Origin of the sequence: Streptomyces sp. NBC_01450 (assembly GCF_036227505.1) — a bacterium.
Classification (GTDB): domain Bacteria; phylum Actinomycetota; class Actinomycetes; order Streptomycetales; family Streptomycetaceae; genus Streptomyces.
Genome location: NZ_CP109480.1, coordinates 7,539,503 through 7,557,356, shown reverse-complemented (window position 1 = coordinate 7,557,356; position 17,854 = coordinate 7,539,503). Strand labels below are relative to the sequence as shown.

Annotated in this window: 15 protein-coding genes and 1 pseudogene; 7 read left to right on the top strand and 9 right to left on the bottom strand. The window is 70.9% G+C overall.

Annotated features, from left to right (window positions below; translation table 11 throughout):
• Window positions 1-109: 109 nt before the first annotated feature.
• The gene (locus OG568_RS33585; protein ID WP_266582397.1) at window positions 110-337 is read right to left on the bottom strand and encodes a hypothetical protein; all 228 of its coding nucleotides are present in this window, start codon (window positions 335-337) and stop codon (window positions 110-112) included.
• Between the two features lie 278 nt (window positions 338-615).
• Between OG568_RS33585 and OG568_RS33580 the strand changes: the two genes are divergently transcribed.
• Entirely contained in the window at window positions 616-2,853 is a 2,238-nt protein-coding gene (locus tag OG568_RS33580; RefSeq protein WP_329534252.1) for a serine/threonine-protein kinase, read from the top strand.
• Window positions 2,854-2,886: 33 nt separating this feature from the next.
• Here the strand turns inward: OG568_RS33580 and OG568_RS33575 are convergent, their stop codons facing one another.
• On the bottom strand, window positions 2,887-3,549 hold the full coding sequence (locus OG568_RS33575; protein ID WP_329534251.1) for a response regulator transcription factor: 663 nt from the start codon (window positions 3,547-3,549) through the stop codon (window positions 2,887-2,889).
• The gene (locus tag OG568_RS33570) at window positions 3,549-4,778 is read right to left on the bottom strand and encodes a sensor histidine kinase (RefSeq protein ID WP_329534250.1); all 1,230 of its coding nucleotides are present in this window, start codon (window positions 4,776-4,778) and stop codon (window positions 3,549-3,551) included. Before OG568_RS33570 ends, OG568_RS33575 begins: the two co-directional genes overlap by 1 nt.
• Window positions 4,779-4,912: 134 nt before the next feature.
• On the opposite strand from OG568_RS33570, the gene OG568_RS33565 reads away from it, so the two are divergent.
• The 3 genes from OG568_RS33565 to OG568_RS33555 all read left to right on the top strand — a co-directional run bounded on the left by OG568_RS33565 (window position 4,913) and on the right by OG568_RS33555 (window position 7,877).
• A complete protein-coding gene (locus tag OG568_RS33565) occupies window positions 4,913-5,827 on the top strand; it encodes an ABC transporter ATP-binding protein (protein WP_329534249.1) in 915 nt (304 codons plus the stop codon).
• The gene (locus OG568_RS33560) at window positions 5,824-6,660 is read left to right on the top strand and encodes an ABC transporter permease (protein WP_329534248.1); all 837 of its coding nucleotides are present in this window, start codon (window positions 5,824-5,826) and stop codon (window positions 6,658-6,660) included. The genes OG568_RS33565 and OG568_RS33560 overlap by 4 nt, the downstream gene beginning before the upstream one ends.
• 101 nt (window positions 6,661-6,761) lie before the next feature.
• Complete coding sequence (locus tag OG568_RS33555; RefSeq protein WP_329534247.1) at window positions 6,762-7,877, top strand: hypothetical protein; 1,116 nt, start codon at window positions 6,762-6,764, stop codon at window positions 7,875-7,877.
• 215 nt (window positions 7,878-8,092) lie between these two features.
• Here OG568_RS33555 and OG568_RS33550 read toward each other — a convergent pair whose 3' ends face one another.
• The 3 genes and pseudogenes from OG568_RS33550 to OG568_RS33540 form a co-directional block, all read right to left on the bottom strand.
• Window positions 8,093-8,986: an IS982 family transposase gene (locus OG568_RS33550; RefSeq protein ID WP_329532835.1), complete on the bottom strand. Its 894-nt coding sequence runs from the start codon at window positions 8,984-8,986 to the stop codon at window positions 8,093-8,095.
• A 108-nt stretch (window positions 8,987-9,094) separates the two neighbouring features.
• Window positions 9,095-9,844 carry a FadR/GntR family transcriptional regulator gene (locus OG568_RS33545; RefSeq protein ID WP_329534246.1) on the bottom strand — a complete coding sequence of 250 codons (750 nt, stop codon included), beginning with the start codon at window positions 9,842-9,844 and terminating at the stop codon, window positions 9,095-9,097.
• 185 nt (window positions 9,845-10,029) lie between these two features.
• A pseudogene (locus tag OG568_RS33540) lies at window positions 10,030-11,288 on the bottom strand (RNA-guided endonuclease InsQ/TnpB family protein).
• A 17-nt stretch (window positions 11,289-11,305) separates the two neighbouring features.
• Here OG568_RS33540 and OG568_RS33535 point away from each other — a divergent pair.
• The 3 genes from OG568_RS33535 to OG568_RS33525 are packed head-to-tail and all read left to right on the top strand — an operon-like array spanning window position 11,306 to window position 13,577.
• Window positions 11,306-11,512 carry an Arc family DNA-binding protein gene (locus tag OG568_RS33535; RefSeq protein WP_329534245.1) on the top strand — a complete coding sequence of 69 codons (207 nt, stop codon included), beginning with the start codon at window positions 11,306-11,308 and terminating at the stop codon, window positions 11,510-11,512.
• 27 nt (window positions 11,513-11,539) lie between these two features.
• A complete protein-coding gene (locus OG568_RS33530) occupies window positions 11,540-12,622 on the top strand; it encodes an ABC transporter ATP-binding protein (RefSeq protein WP_329534244.1) in 1,083 nt (360 codons plus the stop codon).
• Window positions 12,623-12,641: 19 nt separating this feature from the next.
• Window positions 12,642-13,577 carry a dihydrodipicolinate synthase family protein gene (locus OG568_RS33525; RefSeq protein WP_329534243.1) on the top strand — a complete coding sequence of 312 codons (936 nt, stop codon included), beginning with the start codon at window positions 12,642-12,644 and terminating at the stop codon, window positions 13,575-13,577.
• A 29-nt stretch (window positions 13,578-13,606) separates the two neighbouring features.
• Here OG568_RS33525 and OG568_RS33520 read toward each other — a convergent pair whose 3' ends face one another.
• The 3 genes from OG568_RS33520 to leuA form a co-directional block, all read right to left on the bottom strand.
• Window positions 13,607-14,776, bottom strand: coding sequence for a sialidase family protein (locus OG568_RS33520; RefSeq protein ID WP_329536530.1), 1,170 nt, complete (start codon window positions 14,774-14,776; stop codon window positions 13,607-13,609).
• A gap of 126 nt (window positions 14,777-14,902) precedes the next feature.
• On the bottom strand, window positions 14,903-15,598 hold the full coding sequence (locus OG568_RS33515) for a tellurite resistance TerB family protein (protein ID WP_266414071.1): 696 nt from the start codon (window positions 15,596-15,598) through the stop codon (window positions 14,903-14,905).
• Window positions 15,599-15,784: 186 nt separating this feature from the next.
• Entirely contained in the window at window positions 15,785-17,506 is a 1,722-nt protein-coding gene (gene leuA / locus OG568_RS33510; protein ID WP_266582405.1) for a 2-isopropylmalate synthase, read from the bottom strand.
• Window positions 17,507-17,854 lie beyond the last annotated feature (348 nt).

Here is a 17,854-nt window from a genome sequence, read left to right as displayed (position 1 = left end):
CATTCTCGCGTACGCGAGGACATGCGCCGCAGGGTGCCGTACTTCTTGCTCCTCACCGCGGGCGGCCTGCCCCTGGCACCCGCACCGGTCGAGGCGGGACGGCGCCCGCTCATGGGACGTCACCGTGGCCGCGTGCGTTCGCATACGCCGTGGCCGCGCCGAGCCGCTCCTCCGCGGTGGCCCGCCGGACGGCGTCGGGGGCGACGTCCCACTCCTTGCCCCCGCCCAGCGCTCTCAGCTGTACGTACGGTCCCTCGTGTCCCATCACCATGCCCACCTTCCCTGTGTGCGTGTCGACGACGTACGAGCCGATCGGCGGCTTCGTCGGTGGCCTCATCGCAGCGCCGCCCGCAATTCCCTCACCGTTACCTCCGCCTCTTCGACGCAGAGCGCCGAGTGTTGTGCCTTCACCCTGTTCCCCCGACTTCCCGGGTTTCACTCTTCGTGTCTCCAAGGTGACTCTCCACAACTACACTCGTCCGCTCCCTCGTCCGGACGGCGTTCCCCCGTACCGTCGCGAAGTGAGCCTGACGCGCGGCCCCCTGTGGCGTAGGTACTAATGTGATGCCGCGGAACAGGCGTGCGACACAGGGGATTTGGGAAGGGCAACCGGCCATGCCGCTGAGCACCGGGGAATCGGAGTCCATCGGGTCCATAGGCGGCTACACGCTCGTCGACCGGCTCGGCAGCGGCGGCATGGGCGTCGTGTACCTGGGACATTCGGCCTCGGGACGGCAGGTCGCGGTCAAGGTCGTGCACGCCCAGTACGCGCAGGACGAGGAGTTCCGGGTCCGCTTCCGGCAGGAGATCGCGGCGGCCCGCCGGGTGAGCGGGGCGTTCACCGCCCCCGTGGTGGATGCCGATCCGGATGCCGAAGTGCCCTGGATGGCGACGTTGTACGTGCCGGGCCGGACGCTGGCCGAAATCGTGGCGGAGGAAGGCCCGTTGGGCGGGCCCGCGCTGCGTACGCTGGCGCTGGGGCTCGCCGAGGCGCTGCGGGACATCCACGAGGCGGGCGTGGTGCACCGGGACCTGAAGCCGAGCAACGTCCTGCTGGCGCAGGACGGTCCGCGCGTCATCGACTTCGGCATCTCGCGCGCCGCCGACAACCAGACCCTCACCGTGACGGGGCGGCTGATCGGCACCCCGCCCTTCATGTCCCCGGAGCAGTTCGCCTCGCCCCGGGACGTCACCGCCGCCTCGGACGTGTTCTCGCTGGGCTCGCTGCTGGTGTACGCGGCCACCGGCAACCGTCCCTTCGACGGCGGCAGCCCGTACATGACGGGCTATCAGGTGGTGCATGAACAGCCGGTCCTGGACGGCGTACCGGAGCCCCTCAGGAGCATCGCCGAGCGCTGCCTGGACAAGGACGCGACCGCCCGGCCCGACCTCACCGAGCTGCACCGGCTGTTCAGGGACCTGCCGGACGTGCCGACCGCCCCGGCCGCGTCGGGACCGTCGACCGTCACGGGAGGGCGCGGGCCCGCCCGCGAGCGCGGTGACACGACGGCCCCGGACGGTGCCGGCCGCCGCGGTCGCCGGGTGCGTCTCCTCGTCGCCCTCGGCTCGGCCCTGGCCGTCACCATGGTGTCCGCGTCGGTGTACTACATGGTGGCGCGCCCGAAGAGCACCGAGGGCACGCCCGGCGGGCGGACGGCCGCGTCCCGCGCCGCCGCTTCTCCCGCCGCGGCGCTCCCCGTCGGCTGGAAGCCCTGGCGCGCGAACCTCACCCAGGTCCCGGACAAGGCGTACGCGGACATCTCCATCAGCGGCTCGGAGTCCGGCTGTGTGTCCGGCGGCTCCGCCCTGTACTGCGCGGGGTCCGGCTTCACGGTCGCCAAGCTCGACGCCGCCTCCGGCCGCGTCCAGTGGCGGGCCGGCCACACCCCGCAGACCACGCTGCCGGTCGGCGTCCGGGACGGGATCGTGTACACCTACGAGAAGCCGGGCCTGAACGTGCGCGAGACCTGGCGGCTTGTCGCCCTCGACGCCGGCACCGGAAGACGGCTCTGGTACCGCCCGATCAACGAAGTCCGGCCCGCCGTCCTGTTCGACGGCGGCGTCCTGGCCAAGTCGGACGACGGGGACGACGGGACGGAGTTCGTCGCCATCGACGCCAGGACGGGCAAGGACCTGTGGCGGACACCGGCGAAGTCGTCGGCGGGCGACTCCTGCACCCCGCTGGCCCTGGACGGCGTCCCCTACGGCCTGTGCACGCCGGAGAACACCGACACGGGCTCGACCGGCCTGGTGCGCCTCGACCCGGCCGACGGCACGGCGCACGACCTCGCCACACTCCCCCGCGGGGCGGTGCCGCTCGGCACCGTCGCCGGGCAGCCGCTGTTCGCGGTGCCGAGGAACGCGGCGCAGGACCAGTACGCCGACGACACGGACACGCCGTTCTCAAGCCTGCTGAGGGTGAACCCGGCCGGCGGCGCCCTCGTCCGGACCCCCCTGGCGGGCCCCCCGCGCGGCTCGGTCACCCTCCTCGACGGCGTCGTGTACTTCGTGCGGCCCGACGGGACCGTCACCGCGATCAGGGTCACCGACGGCGCCCGGCTCTGGCAGCGGGAGACGCAGATCGAGAACCTGTCGAAGCCGGCGCTGTCGACGACGTACCACGACCTCTTCTTCGCCAACCGCTACGGCCGGCTGCTCGCGCTCGACCGCGCGTCCGGCGCCGCGCGGTGGAGCACGGACAAGCTGGACGACCCCGGGAACTCGCCGGAGACCACGGTCCCGAGCCTGCTGCTCGTGAAGGACGCGATCGTCGCCGTGGCGGGCGACACCGCCTTCTCCGTACGCCCGGACCGCCCCAAGGCCAGACCGAAGCCGGCCGCGACCAAGAAGTGACGCACGTCGTCGGCCGACCGCTTCACCGGCGCTTCACCGGCGCGCCGAGACCAGGCCCGCCTCATACGCGATGATCACCAACTGCACCCGGTCCCGTGCGTCCAGCTTGGACAGCAGGCGGGTCAGGTACGTCTTCGCCGTGGCGACGCTGATGAAGAGCCGTTCGGCTATCTCGGCGTTGGACAGGCCCGAGCCGACCAGGGTCAGGACCTCGCGTTCGCGGTCCGTGATCGCGGTCAGGTCGCGGCGTGGCCGCGGTGGTTCGGCGGAGCGGGCGAAGGTGAAGTCCTGGATCAGGCGGCGGGTGACGCTGGGGGCGATGAGCGCGTCGCCGGCCGCCACGACCCGTATGGCACCGATGATGTCGTCCAGGGCCATGTCCTTGACCAGAAACCCCGACGCGCCCGCGCGCAGCGCCCCGTACACGTAGTCGTCGTCGTCGAAGGTGGTCAGGACGACGATCCTCGACTCGCCCGCACCCGCCGTGATCCGACGGGTCGCCTCTATGCCGTCCACGCCCGGCATGCGGATGTCCATCACCACGACGTCGGGGCGGAGTTCCTCGGTACGGGTCACCGCCTCCTCGCCGTCCGCGGCCTCCCCCACCACCTCCACGTCCTCGATGTCGGCGATGACCATCCGCAGCGCCGTGCGGATCAGCTGCTGGTCGTCGGCGAGGACGACACGGACCGGCATCAGGCGGCCACCCCGGTCGCCGCCGCCGTCGCCGGGACCGGAAGGCGGGCCGTCACCCGGAAGCCGCCCTCGGGACGGGGGCCCGCCGTGAACTCGCCGTGCAGCAGGGCCACCCGCTCGCGCATCCCGACCAGTCCGAAGCCGGTGTCGGTGGTGCTGCCCCGGCCCCGGCCGTCGTCGGTGACCTCGACGGCCACGTACTCCTCCAGGTGGTCGACCGTCACCCGGCAGGCCTTCGTCTCCGCGTGGCGTACGACGTTCGTGATCGACTCCTGGACGATCCGGAAGGCGGAGAGGTCGATGTCCGGGGGGAGTTGACGGCGCGCGCCCTTCCAGTGGACGTCGACCCGGACGCCCGCCGCCGTTGTCGCGGCGGCCAGCCGGTCGAGGTCGGCGAGGCCCTCGGCCGGGTGCAGTTGAGGATCCCCCAGGGCCAAGGCCCGGTCCTGGTCCGCCTGCCTCAGCGCGACCAGCATCCGGCGCAGCCCCGCCAGGGTCTCCCGCCCGGCCGTCTCCACCGCCGTCATCGCCTCACCCGCGGCGTCCGGCTGGGTGTGCACGACGCGGGCCGCCGCGCCCGCCTGGAGGGCGATGATGCCGATGCTGTGGGCGACCATGTCGTGCATCTCACGGGCGATACGCAGACGTTCGTCGGTGACCGCCTGGGTGGCGGCCTGCGCGCGGAGCGTCTCGCCGTACGCGCGGGTGCGGTGCGAGGCGTCGCCCAGGAGCCAGGCGACGACGGCCGTCAGCGCCACGGTCAGCTCTTCCAGCGTGCCGATGCCCCACCCGCGCAGCAACCGCAGGGACTCCCAGGCCACCAGGACGGCGAGCGCCACGCAGAGGGCGGCGACTCCGGTGCGCCGGGGGCGGCCGGCCGCGATGAAGTAGAGGGCGAGGTCGACGGCGAGGAACTGGGCCAGTTGGATCGCTCCCACGGCCAGGTTGGTGGTGAGGAAGGCGGCGGCCGTCAGGAGCAGGCCCAGGGCGGTCAGCGGCCGTCGGTGCAACCACATGCTGCCGAGCAACGCCAGGGCGCAGGCGACGGTCAGGATCAGCAGGCCGTCCCAGCGGTAGAACTGGACGGCGGCGAGCACGTTGGCCGTCTCCTCACCGGGGAGCCGTACACGGGCGAGGAAGGTGAACACCGTGCTCGCGCACCAGGCCAGGGCCACCCAGGCACCGGGCGGCACGAGCTTGAGGCGGGGCGGGAGCGGCATGGCATGCATGCGGCGATCGTAGGCAGGGGAGCCGTGGACGGGCATCGGTCCTGGGACGTACACCCCTGGTCGACACCGGCCGGGGAGAGTGTCGGCCAGGGGGCGATACCGCGCGGCGGGGCGCCGACGAGACGGTGGTCCGTGTGATCGAAGTCAACGAACTGACCAAACGGTACGGCGACACCACCGCCGTACGGAATCTGACGTTCCAGGTGCGCCCGGGGCACGTCACCGGGTTCCTCGGCCCGAACGGCGCGGGCAAGACGACGACGCTGCGCATGCTGCTCGGCCTGATCGGGCCGACCGGCGGGAGCGCGACGATCGACGGGCAGCCGTTCCGGCGTCATCCGCGCGGACTGCGGCACGTGGGCGCGCTGCTCGACGCGGGCGATGTGCACGGCGGGCGCAGCGCGCGGGCCCATCTGGAGGCGCTGGCGCGGAGCAATCGCATCCCCCGGAGTCGGGTGGACGCGGTGCTGGAGGAGGTGGGGCTCGCGGGGGCGGCGGCGCGGCGCCGGGTCGACGGGTTCTCGCTGGGCATGCGGCAGCGACTCGGCATCGCCACCGCGCTGCTCGGCGAACCTCCGGTGCTGCTCTTCGACGAGCCCCTCAACGGGCTGGATCCGGAAGGTGTGTTGTGGGTACGGGAGCTGTTTCGCAGGCTCGCGGCCGAGGGGCGCACCGTGTTCGTCTCCAGTCATCTGATGTCCGAGATGGAGCACACCGCGGACGAGCTGATCGTCATCGGGCGGGGTGAGCTGATCGCCGCGGAGAGCGTGCGCGAGTTCGCGGCGCGCGGCACCCGGCCGACGGTGACCGTGCGGACGCCGGACCTCGCGAAGCTCACGGCTGTGCTGTCCGAGGAGGGGGCGGCCGTGGCGCCGTACGACGAACGGACCCTCAAGGTGACCGCCCTGAGCGCGGCGCGCATCGGTGAACTCGCCTTCCAGCACCGGATCCTGCTCGAGGAACTGACTCCGCAGACCGCGTCCCTGGAGGCCGCCTTCATGGAACTGACCGCCGAGAGCACCGAGTTCCTCGCGGGAGACGCCCGATGACCACCCTCGCCCTCACCCCGGCCCCCGCGCGGTTCACCGATCTCCTCGCCGCCGAGTGGATCAAACTCCGTTCCCTGCGCTCGACCTACTGGGCACTCGGCGCGGGCGCCCTCGCCGTCATCGGCTTCAACGCCAACGCGGCACGGGTGCACGCGCACGACTATCCACGCTTCAATCCCCACATGCGTTCCTTCGCGTGGGAGTTGGCCCTGCGTGACGCCTTCACCGACGGATCGGCGCTGATCCTGATCCTCGCGGCGGCGAGCATCGGCGCGATCACGGTCGTCGGGGAGTACTCGACGGGCCTGATCCGTACGACCCTCGCGGCCGTCCCGGACCGGCGCGCCCTGATGGCGGCGAAGGTCGTGGTGGTGACGGCGGTCATGACGCTGTACGGCGCGTTCGTCGCGAGTGCCTCCTTCGCCTCGACGCAGGCGATCCTCACCACCCGTCACGCCGCCGTGTCGATCGCCCACTCCGGTGCCCTGCGCGTGGTCGTCGCCTCCGCGCTGCTCGCTCCGGTCTGCGCGCTGGCGGGCATGGCGTTGGGGGTCCTGATCCGGCACAGCGCGAGCACGATGGTCGCCGTCACCGCCGTCCTCCTCCTCGTCCCCAGCTTCATCACCGATCGCTACCGCTGGACGGCCGCCGTGCGGCACGCCATGCCCGTCAACGCGTGGACGCGGCTGACCGACATCGCCTACGGCCGCGATCCCTTCACCCGGCTCCCGCGCTACGGGGCGACGGTGACGGGCAGTTGGGTGGTGCTCGCGGCGTGGGCGGCGGTGTCGGCGGTGATCGCCGTGGTGGCGGTGGACCGCCGGGACGTGTGAGAGGTCGTACGGGACGGGCGCGTACGGGATTGTCAGTGGGCGGCCGTACTGTGCACCCCACGCACACAACGCCGTACGGCATCACGCGCACTGGAGGAACCATGTCCGCGAGCGCCCGTCTCGTCACCACGCTCGCAGGCCCGCTGGAGTCGGCCACGGCGAGCCTGCCAGGAGAGCGGTGCCTGCCGGGCCGGACGCTGATCCTCCAGGGCGACGACACCCAGCTGGCCGCGTACGACCTGGCCGCGGCGCTCGCGGGTGAGGCCTCGGTGGCCCGCTTCCCGAGGCCGTGGCCGCGCCGCTTCGGGACGTGCACCGTGTCGCCGGGACTGGACGTCGCGGTCTTCGCGGGCGTGCACGCGGTGCGGGCGGTGGACCGGCGGGGCACCACCCTGTGGGAGGTGCGGCACGGCTGCTGGGAGGGGAGCTGCCAGGAGTCGCACGCCTCGTTCGACGAATACGGCGAAAACACCGACAGTCGCGGGCACTTGTACGCCGACAGCGGCTCGGTGGTCTTCTCGGCGGACGGCGAGCTGGTCTGGGCCCATGTCCGCGGGCCGCTCGCGGAGGGGGACGAGGACCCGGGCGTGATCGACGAGTGGCTGGTCCTGGACGCCACGGACGGGAGGGTGCTCGGGCAGGCGGACATCCTGACCGCGGCCGCCGGTTCGGGTCATGTGTCGCACCCGGACCCCGGTCAGATGGGGCTGAGCGTCGGCGAGGGGCAGGACGGGGTGCCGCTGCTGTGGGGGCGCTGGGACGGCGAGCGGCTCACGGTCGACCGGATCGGCGACGACGACCGCTGTCTGATGGCGGTGAGCCCGTCCGGCGAGCACTTCCTGACGGTGACCCACTACCAGGAGGCCCTGGCCCTGCACCGGGTCGAGGACGGCTCGGTGGTCTCGGAGCTGGACGCGGAGGAGGTCATACCCGATCACCCCGCACTGCACCCGGACAACGACGAGCCCGAGGTGCGCTGGGACTACTACGGTGGTTTCCTCGACGAACACACCGTCATCGCGGGCACGAGCGAGGCCGACGAGGAGTACGGGGCGGGGCGGCACTGGCTGGTCGACGTGCGGGACATGCGGCTGCTCGGCGAGGTCACGTACCCCTTCCCGACATCCGGCGTGCCGGGCACCCTGGGCGACGGCAGCTGGTACACGATCGCCGAGGACACGAAGGAACTCCAGGTGTGGCGCCTGGCCGGGATCTAGTACCGCGGCAGGCAACGTTTGCCCGTCAAGGAGCGGCGTCCGGTGCGTGCTCTGGGGGTCCCCCCGGCCGAAGGCTGGGGGAGTGCCGGCCGGAAGACCCCGTCGACGGACCGGACGTACTTGGGCTTTCGGCCGGTGCGGCGAGAGGGCGTGCCGGGCGTCGCGACGGGGCGAACGTTGCCTGCCGCGGCACTAGACGAGTCATTCCGATGTGGTCAGTGGTCATAAGCGATCAAGGATCGTATGACGGGCTGGCCGGTCTTGTGGTTGTGCCAGATCGCGGCGGCCATCGCGAGGATGCGTTGGGCGACGCGGACGGCGACACCTTCGAAGGTCCGTCCACCGTGCCGTTCCAGGTCGAGCTGGCCTTTGAGGGTGTCGTTGACCGACTCGATCAGCTGTCGCACCGACTTCAGGAGGCTCTCGCCCCTGCGCTTCTTCTCGCGCTTGAAAGAAGGACGCAGCAACTCCGCGCCCCGGAAGGCCAGATCGGCCTCGAACTCCTTGGAGGCGAAGCCTTTGTCTGCGATCACCAGCAGGCTCGGCCGGTCCGTGGACAGGTGCGGTTCGCGGTCCAGCATCGCCGACAGCACCTCCCGCTCATCCAGTTTCGGGTTCGCCAGTGCCCACAGGATGGGCATCCCGGTCGGGGTGCATACCAGGAACAGGCGCAGGCCCCAGAAGAACCGGGAGTGCGAGGCGCAGTACCCGTATCCGGCCCAGCCGGCCATGTCCGACCGCTTCACCGTCGGACGCGAGCGGCCGCACTCCACCGGTGTGGAGTCGATGATCCAGTGGTTGTCGAACCAGAAGTCCGTATCGACGGCCAGCAGTCGTATTGCCCTCTTGACCAGTGGCAACGCTGCCCGCAGCCGCTTGTTCCAGCCCGGCTGCCTGGGCACGTACGGGAACATCGCTCCCAGTCGGGAGTCCACGAACCGCAGCCAGCGCGACTCCGAGGTGTAGCCCAGCAGCGCCTGGGCGACGGCAAGGGTGACCAGCTCAGAATCCGTCAGCTGCGGCGGTCGGCCAAGCCATCGGCTACCTCCGATCTCGTCGTCGATCTTCACGTACAGTGCGGTCAGCAGGGCGTCTAGGTTGTTCGTCACACAACGAATCTTGGACGCCCTGTCTGCGTTCCCAGACACACCGTCAGCATTCGGAATGACTCGTCTAGGGGCGGACAGGCACCAGGGGCCGGACAGAGGACCCCGTACTCAGCCCACTCCCCTGGACTCCTGGGCCGCCCTCGCCTCGATGCCGCGGAAGTGGTCGGCCATCGCGCGTTGGGCGGCCTCCACGTCGCGGGCGCGCAGGGCGGTGACGATGTCGCGGTGGCGGCGGACGGTCAGTTCGGGGGACGGGTCGTCGGTCCAGCCGCGTATGCCGGCGACCCGGCTGAAGACGGTCCAGAAGGCGCCCAGAAGCTGTGGCACGAGTGCGTTGCCGAGCGAGGCGTACAGCAACTCGTGGAATTCGCGGTCGAGTTCGGGGAAGGGGCGGCCTGAGCGGCTCGCTTCCTCCATCTCCGCCACGACCGCTTCGAGGCGGTCGAGTTCCGGCTCGGTGAGCACGGCCGCGACCCGGCGTATCAGCCCCTCCTCCAGTACTTCCCGTACCTGGAGGATCTCGGCGAGCGCCCCGGTCTCGTTCTTGTCGTCGGGCTGGGCGAGCGTGCGGAAGGTGAGGCCGTCGACGAAGGGGGTCAGCGAGGCCTCGCCGACGTAGGTGCCGTAACCGTGCCGGATGTCGACTATGTCGAGGGCCTGCAGGGCCTTGAGGGCCTCGCGGACGGAGTTGCGGCTGACGCCGAGGTCCTGCATCAGCTCGGTCTCGGTGGGCAGCGGGGCGCCCGCCTGAAGTTTGCGGTCGAGGATCAGCTGCGTGACCTCGCGCTGGATCTGGCTGCTCACCCGGCGCTCGGACCTGCGCTCGGGCCCGCGCCGGTTCCCGGTCTCCTCAGACATGCGCCGCATCGTACGCTCACTGGACATCCGACGTCCCGCCTCCGGGCGGATTCAGCACCAACTACCCCTGTTTCAGGGCTTCATTGATCGCACCTCTACTAGCACGTCATATCTCCCGTCCCTCTCTGTCGAGGAACCGTGCGCGACTTGAATGCTCCCGCTTGTGAACGAGGGGGATTCCTGGCTCAGGCGGCCTTCCGGACCGGCGGTCCGGGAGGTCTTATGCCCTCGACACCAGCCGGGTTCAGACCTGCCCGGACGAGCATCACGCGGGCGGAGTTCTTGTCCCTGGGAGAGACGACTCCGCACGCGGTGCAGGTGTAGGTGCGCTCGGACAACGGCTGGGGGTCCCCCCACGTCCTTAAGACAGTGGGGGAGCGTGCTTGGTTCTCGCTCCGCAGCGTCCGCAGCCCATGGTGGTGTGCGCGGGGTGCACCAGGCGCACGTCCCGTGCGTGCTTGCGGCCCATCTCGGTCAGGGCCCGCTTCGTGGCGCCGATCGCGGCGTCGGCGGCCTTGCGGGCCATCGACGTCCTGGCGAGGAACTTCGGGCGGAAGTCCTCCACGGCGACCGCGTCGTGGTCGGTCACCACACGTTTGGCCCACTTGCGTCCGGTGTCCTGCCGCTGCCGGGCCACCTTCTTGCCCACCTTCGCCCGCAGGTGCTTCGCCTCGCGGTAGCCCTTCGAGGCGGCCTGCCCCTTCTTGGGTTTGCGACGGGCCATCATCCGGTCGTACCGGGTCAGCTTCTGCCGGGCCTTCTTCCCATGCTGGGCGTGCGGAAGGTCGTGCTCGTCTGAGGTGGTGGTCGCGGTCTCGCGCACGCCCCAGTCGACACCGATCACCCGGCCCGTCAACGGCAGGGGACGCACCTGCGCCGGGACGACGAACGAGGCGTACCAGTGCCCGACGCTGTCCTGGTACACACGCACACTCGACGGGTCAGCCGGAATGTCACGGGACCACACCACCGCCAGTACGATTCCGCCCGCCAGGTACAGGTGCCCGTCCTTCAGGCGGAACCCGCGCCGCGTGTAGTTCAGCGTCGGGTCCGCTTCGCGCTTCTTCTTCCACCTAGGCATCCCGGCCCGCTGCCGCGGGGGCAGCCGGCGGTCTTTGATGTCTTTCTGTGCCTTCGCGCGGGAGCGACCGAAGTCCCGGATGGTCTGCTGCTGCGGGACCGAACTTCCTTCACGCAGCCACGGCGTACGCTCGCGCGCCTCCGTCAGCATCCGGTCCAACTGCGCCGGGCCGCACGTCCACCCGTCCATGGGGTGCGCCTTGTTGTGCGCGTACACGGCCTTCGACTTGGCCACGCACTCGTTCCACACCCACCGGCACCGGTCCCACTCGCCCAGCAGCCGCGCGCGGGCGGTCGATGACACACGCAGCCGGTAGGTGTACCGGGCATGCCGGGTCCCATCGACTTCCACTGGCGTCGTCATGATGCCAAAAAAGCGTCATGATCCGCTTCTCGCTCCGCATTCCGGAAGACCTACACGAACGGGTGATCGCCCGCGCGGCCACGGACCGGCGGTCCCTCAACTCCGAGATCCTCCACCTCATCGAGGTCGCCCTCAACGCCGCAGGAGCGGACGCCGGATCATCCGGCGGCGATCCGACTCCTCCTGCCCCGCTACACGGGGAACCGGAATCCTCCCCGACCTGAAAGCCGCGGCATCCTCTGGGACCTCAAGTGCCCCCTACCCCGGCGACCCCCCTCACCCCGGCGCACCCGCTCATCACCCTCTCCGGCGCCCATGTCGTCCACAAGGCCCGCTCCGGCGGCCTGTTCACCCGCGACCGGGTGTACGCCCTGACCGGCGCCGACCTCACCATCGCGCCCGGCGAGACGGTCGGCGTCGTCGGCGAGTCCGGCTGCGGGAAGTCGACGCTGGCGAAGGTGCTCGTGGGCGTACAGCGACCCACGTCCGGCACGGTGCGCTTCCGTGACCATGACCTGTGGTCGATGAAGCCCGCCGAGCGACGAGCGTCCGTCGGCGCCGGCACGGGCATGGTCTTCCAGGACCCGTCGACGGCCCTGAACCGGCGCCTGCCCGTACGCCGGATCCTGCGGGACCCCCTGGACGTGCACCGGCGCGGCACGGCACGAGAACGGGAGGACCGGGTGCGGGAGCTGATGTCCCTGGTGGGCCTCCCCCACGCCCTGGCGGACGTGCTGCCCGGTCAGCTGTCCGGCGGTCAGCGCCAGCGGGTGGCCATCGCGCGCGCCCTGGCCCTGGACCCGGACCTGGTGGTGGCGGACGAGCCGACGAGCGCGCTGGACGTCTCGGTCCGCGCCCAGATCCTCAACCTCCTGCTGGACCTGAGGGAGCGCCTGAACCCGGCTCTGGTCTTCGTCTCGCACGACATCCAGACGGTACGCAGGATGAGCGACCGGGTGATCACGATGTACCTGGGCCGGATCGTGGAGGAGTCCCCGGCCACCGAGGTCACCGACCGCGCCCGGCACCCGTACACCCGGGCCCTCTTCTCCGCCACGCCCGGTCTCCTGGACCCGATCGACCCGATCCCGCTGGTGGGCCCGGTGCCCTCGGCCACGCACCCGCCCACCGGCTGTCCGTTCCGCACCCGCTGCTGGAAGGCCGACGAGGAGTGCGTGAGCGTGATGCCGGACTTCACGGCCGCGTCGACGCCGGACCACCGCTTCCGGTGCCACCATCCTGTGCAGGAGGACCAGTCGACGCGCGACCTGGTGGCCCAGGCCGGGTCCGCCGCGCCCGCCGTGGCCGACATCCCCGCCCAGCAGCAGCCTTGATCGTCCCGAGGGAGCCTTCATGCCGATCCCCACCCCGCTGACCGGTGTCGTTCCGCCCGTCTGCACGCCCCTGACACCGGACCGCGAGGTGGACGTCCCTTCGCTCGTCAGGCTCGTGGACCATCTGGTGGAGGGGGGCGTCGACGGCCTGTTCGTCCTTGGTTCGTCCTCGGAGGCGGCGTTCCTGACGGACGCCCAGCGGCGGCTGGTGGTGGAGACGGTGGTCGCCCATGTGAGCGGCGCGCTCCCCGTGCTGGCCGGGGTGATCGACATGACCACGCCGAGGGTGCTGGACCATGTGGCGTATGTGACGGCGGCGGGCGCGGACGCGATCGTGGCGACCGCCCCCTTCTACGCCCGCACCCATCCGGCGGAGATCGCGCGCCACTTCCGCCTGGTCGCCGCCCGTTCGGCCGTGCCCGTCTTCGCCTACGACATCCCGGTGTCCGTCCACACCAAGCTGGACGCGGAGCTGGTCCTGTCCCTCGCCGCGGAGGGCGTGCTGACCGGTCTGAAGGACTCCAGCGGCGACCTCGCCGCGTTCCGCGCGATCGTCACGGGCGCCCGCGCCCGCCCCGACATCACCGGTTTCACCGCTCTCACCGGGTCCGAACTCGTCGTCGACTCCGCGCTCGCCCTCGGGGCGGACGGGGCCGTACCGGGTCTCGCCAACGTCGACCCGCACGGGTACGTACGGCTCGACCGGCTCTGCCGAGGGGGCGACCGGGAGCGGGCGCGGGCCGAACAGGAGCGGCTGTGCGGGCTGTTCGGGATGGTCGGGGTGGGGGACCCCGCCCGGATGGGCGGCGGTTCGTCGGCGCTCGGGGCGTTCAAGGCGGCGCTGCACCTGCGGGGCGTCATCGCCTGTCCGGCGACGGCGGAGCCGCAGGTGCCGCTGTCGGAGGCGGAGGTGGAACGGGTGGGGAAGTACCTGGCGGGGGCGGGCCTGCTCTGACGAGAGCGGGTTCGAGGACGGGGCCGCGTTCACCTGACGGATGAGGCCGTCCAGCGCGGACGGCGGAACTCGATCCTGTCGTACGGCCGTGTCGAGCCCGTCTCGTACAGGATGCCGACCCGGTCGTGCCCGAGGTCCACCAGGTCCGAGTAGGCGGCCCAGGCGGAGGAGAGCGTCATCGCCTTGGTGAAGGTGGCGCCGCCGTCCGTGCTTCGCCACAGCGCCATCGAGCGCCGGGCGTTGGCCACGGAGGGGGCCGAGAAGAGCAAGGGGGCGTGGGCGCCGCGCAGTTGGAGGACGCTGCCCTGGACGACGGGTACGGCGTCCAGGGTGGGCTGGATCGCGTAGGGGCGGTCCAGGGTCTCGCCGCCGTCGCTGGAGTAGGTGTCCAGGCGGTTGCCGGGGGTGGTGCCGCCCTGGTCACGGGCGCTGAAGTACAGCCGTCCGTCGGGGAGTTCGGCCACGCCGCTCTCGTTGGCGTCGACGTGGCCGTCATAGGTGCGGTCGGTGAAGCCCAGGTGCCAGGTGCGGCCGCCGTCGTCGGAGTAGATCGCGTGCGCCCCGTAGTACTTGGCCTCCCGGCCCGTGTCGCTCGAGCCCTTGGGCGGGGCGGCGGAGTGGTTCGCGGGGACGATCAGACGGCCGGCGTGCGGGCCGTGACGCAGGGCGATCGCATGGCCCGGGCCCGTCGCGTACCAGCGCCAGCCCGGCGGCTTCACCTCGGCCGTGATGTCCCGGGGAGCGGAGAACCGCACGCCGTCGTCGCGGCTCGTCTGCACGAACACGCGGCGGCTCTGGCGCGCCGCGACCTCGCCCCGCATGATCCGCGCCTCGGTCGCCGCACCGCTGTTGTAGGACGTCACCAGCACGATCCGGCCGGTGCGCGGGTCCACGACCGGCGCCGGGTTGCCCCGGGTGTCGCCGCCCCCGGCCGTGACGACCCGCGGCGGCCCCCACGTACAGCCGCCGTCGGTGGAGCGTCTGAGGACGACGTCGATGTGGCCGCTGTCGCCCGCGCCGTCGTGCCGCCCCTCGGCGAAGGCGAGCACCGTGCCCGCACGGGTGGTGAGGACCGCCGGGATGCGGTAGGTGTCGTAGCCGCCCTCGCCCGCGGTGTACGGCACGGAGGAGGCGCAGTCGGTACGGGGACCGGGGGCGGCGGCGAACGCGACGCCGGCGCCGGAGGCGAGGAGGCCGATGGCCAGGGCGGCGACGAGGCTGCGTCTCAGGGGATCCTCGCTCTCCCCCGCGCGACACGAGGGCCTCGTTACGGTGTGTCGCTCACACCGTACCCTGAGTCACCGCTCGCCACTCCCGCCCCGTCACTACGACGGCGTACGCGCCGCCGCCAGCAGTCGCGTCACGTCGTCCGCGCAGATCGTCAGCGCCGCGCCCACGGTGGCGAGGACGTCCCGCTCGGCGGTCGTGTACGGGCCGTCCGCCAGGGCGATCCGGGCACCCTGGAGCAGGATCGACTCGCGTCCCGTCGCGGCGAGGTGCGGCGCCAGCGGGTCCAGGGCCTCGTGCAGCTCTATGGCGAGGCCCGCCCCGCACGGCTCCCCGAAGATCCGGCCCGTGTCCGCGGCGAGCGCCTCGACGAGGGCGCCGAGCTGGTCCTCCGTGCAGTCGTCGAAGCCGGCCGAGCGCACCGCGGTCGCCGCGGTCTCCAGGGACGTACGGGAGCAGGTGCCGCCGGCGGCGAGCACGGCGAGCGCGACGGTGTGGACGGCGTCGCGGAGCATCGCCGAGAAGCGGGTGGTGGTCGGATGGTCGAGGACGTCCGCGCCGTAGTGGTGACCGCAGGCGGCGCACTCGACGACGGGCCCCGTGTCGCCGCGCGGCAGGACGGGGACACCGAGGAGGGTGAAGCGGCGGCGGCCGGTGAGCCGCTGGTAGTTGCGGTCGCCCCCGCAGCCCGGGCAGAAGAACTCGCCGTCCCCCATGGTGGTCCACGCGGTACGAGTGCCTAGGATGCGGGAAATCTGCACTGCACGACCGTTTCGTCCCCATCCTGGCAGCACGCTCGCACACCTCCGTAACCCCGCGGCAACATCGCCGCGCTGGCGTGATGTTAGCCACATTGTTGATGCGGAGTCAGTACCTTGGACGAGACCTTTCCGTGATCTCCACGGCTATTGGCCGGTATACGACGGGGCCCCGCCCGCCTCGAAAGGCGGACGGGGCCCCGAAAGTGCCGGTCAAAGTCCTCAGCGGGCCGCGCGGTTGACCGCGGAGACCACGGCCTTCAGCGACGCGCGTGTCGTATTCGCGTCGATGCCGATTCCCCACAGGACCTTGTCGCCGATCGCGCACTCGATGTACGAGGCGGCCTGCGCAGAGGCGCCCTCGCTCATCGTGTGCTCCTGGTAGTCCAGGAGGCGTACGTCGATGCCGACGGACTGCAGGGCGTCGAAGAACGCGGAGATCGGACCGTTGCCGGTACCGGTCAGGACGGTGTCGGTGCCGTCCACCGAGGCCTCGACGGTCAGCGAGTCGACGCCGTCGCGGTCGGTCGTGGTCTGGCCGGCCTTGACCTGGATACGGCCCCACGCGTTGCCGGGGTTCGGCAGGTACTCGTCCTGGAAGACCGCCCAGATGTCCTTCGGGGTGACCTCGCCGCCCTCGGCGTCCGTCTTCGCCTGGATGATCTTCGAGAACTCGATCTGCATCCGGCGCGGCAGGTCCAGCTTGTGGTCGTTCTTCAGGACGTACGCGATGCCGCCCTTGCCGGACTGCGAGTTGACGCGGATGACGGCCTCGTAACTGCGGCCGACGTCCTTCGGGTCGATCGGCAGGTACGGGACGGCCCACTCGATGTCGTCGACGGTGACGCCCTTCGCGGCGGCGTCCGCCTCCATGGCGTCGAAGCCCTTCTTGATGGCGTCCTGGTGGGAGCCGGAGAAGGAGGTGTAGACGAGGTCGCCGACGTACGGGTGGCGGGCGTGGACCTCCATCTGGTTGCAGTACTCGGCGGTGCGGCGGACCTCGTCGATGTTCGAGAAGTCGATCTGCGGGTCGACGCCCTGCGAGAACAGGTTCATGCCCAGCGTGACCAGGTCGACGTTGCCGGTGCGCTCGCCCTGGCCGAACAGACAGCCCTCGATGCGGTCGGCGCCGGCCATCAGGGCCAGTTCGGCGGCGGCGACGGCCGTACCCCGGTCGTTGTGCGGGTGGACGGACAGGCAGACGTACTCGCGGCGGGACAGGTTGCGCGACATCCACTCGAAGCGGTCCGCGTGCGTGGACGGCGTCGAACGCTCCACCGTGGCGGGCAGGTTGAGGATGATCTCGCGGCCCGGGCCGGGCTGGTAGACGTCCATGACGGCCTCGCAGACCTCCAGGGCGAAGTCCAGCTCGGTGTCGGTGAAGATCTCGGGGCTGTACTGGTAGCCGAACGTCGTCCGCTCGTCGAGCAGCTTCTCGGCGTACTCCATGACCAGCCGCGTGCCGTCGACGGCGATCTGCTTGATCTGGTCCTTGGAGCCGCGGAAGACGACCCGGCGGAAGACCGGGGCCGTCGCGTTGTACAGGTGGACCGTGGCGCGCTTGGCGCCGATCAGGGACTCCACCGTGCGCTCGATCAGGTCCTCGCGGGCCTGGGTCAGTACGGAGATCGTGACGTCGTCCGGGATCGCGGTCTCGTCCTCGATGATCGAACGGACGAAGTCGAAGTCGGTCTGTCCGGAGGCCGGGAAGCCGACCTCGATCTCCTTGTAACCCATCTTCACGAGCAGGTCGAACATCTCGCGCTTGCGGGCCGGGGACATCGGGTCGATGAGTGCCTGGTTGCCGTCCCGCAGGTCCGTCGACAGCCAGCGGGGGGCGACGGTGACACGGTTGTCCGGCCAGGTGCGGTCCGGGATGTCCACCTGCTCGTACTTGCCGTACTTGTGAACCGGCATAGAGGTGGACTGCTGGAAGTTCGGCATGATGCGTGGGCTCCTCAGAGGGTGTCCGGAAGGACGGCCGACGGCGCAACGCCGAACTCCGCGGGGAGGGGGTCGGCCTCGACTACAGGCCCTCGCCGCGGCAGCTAAGGAGAAGCAGCCCGATACGCATGATGCTCCGCAGCCTAGCCGAGCCTCACTCTCTCCGGAGGGCTGTATCAGTATGCGGGATCCCGACCACATAAGGAAGAAAACAGACAAAAAGTGCGGCACGCCACTCAGAGTGAGGCCTCATACCACTGACGAGCGGACTCCGAGGATCCTTATCGCCGCATTTCACACGATCTTGGTCGCCAGTAGTGACAGTGGCGTCACTCAGTGCAATTGTGC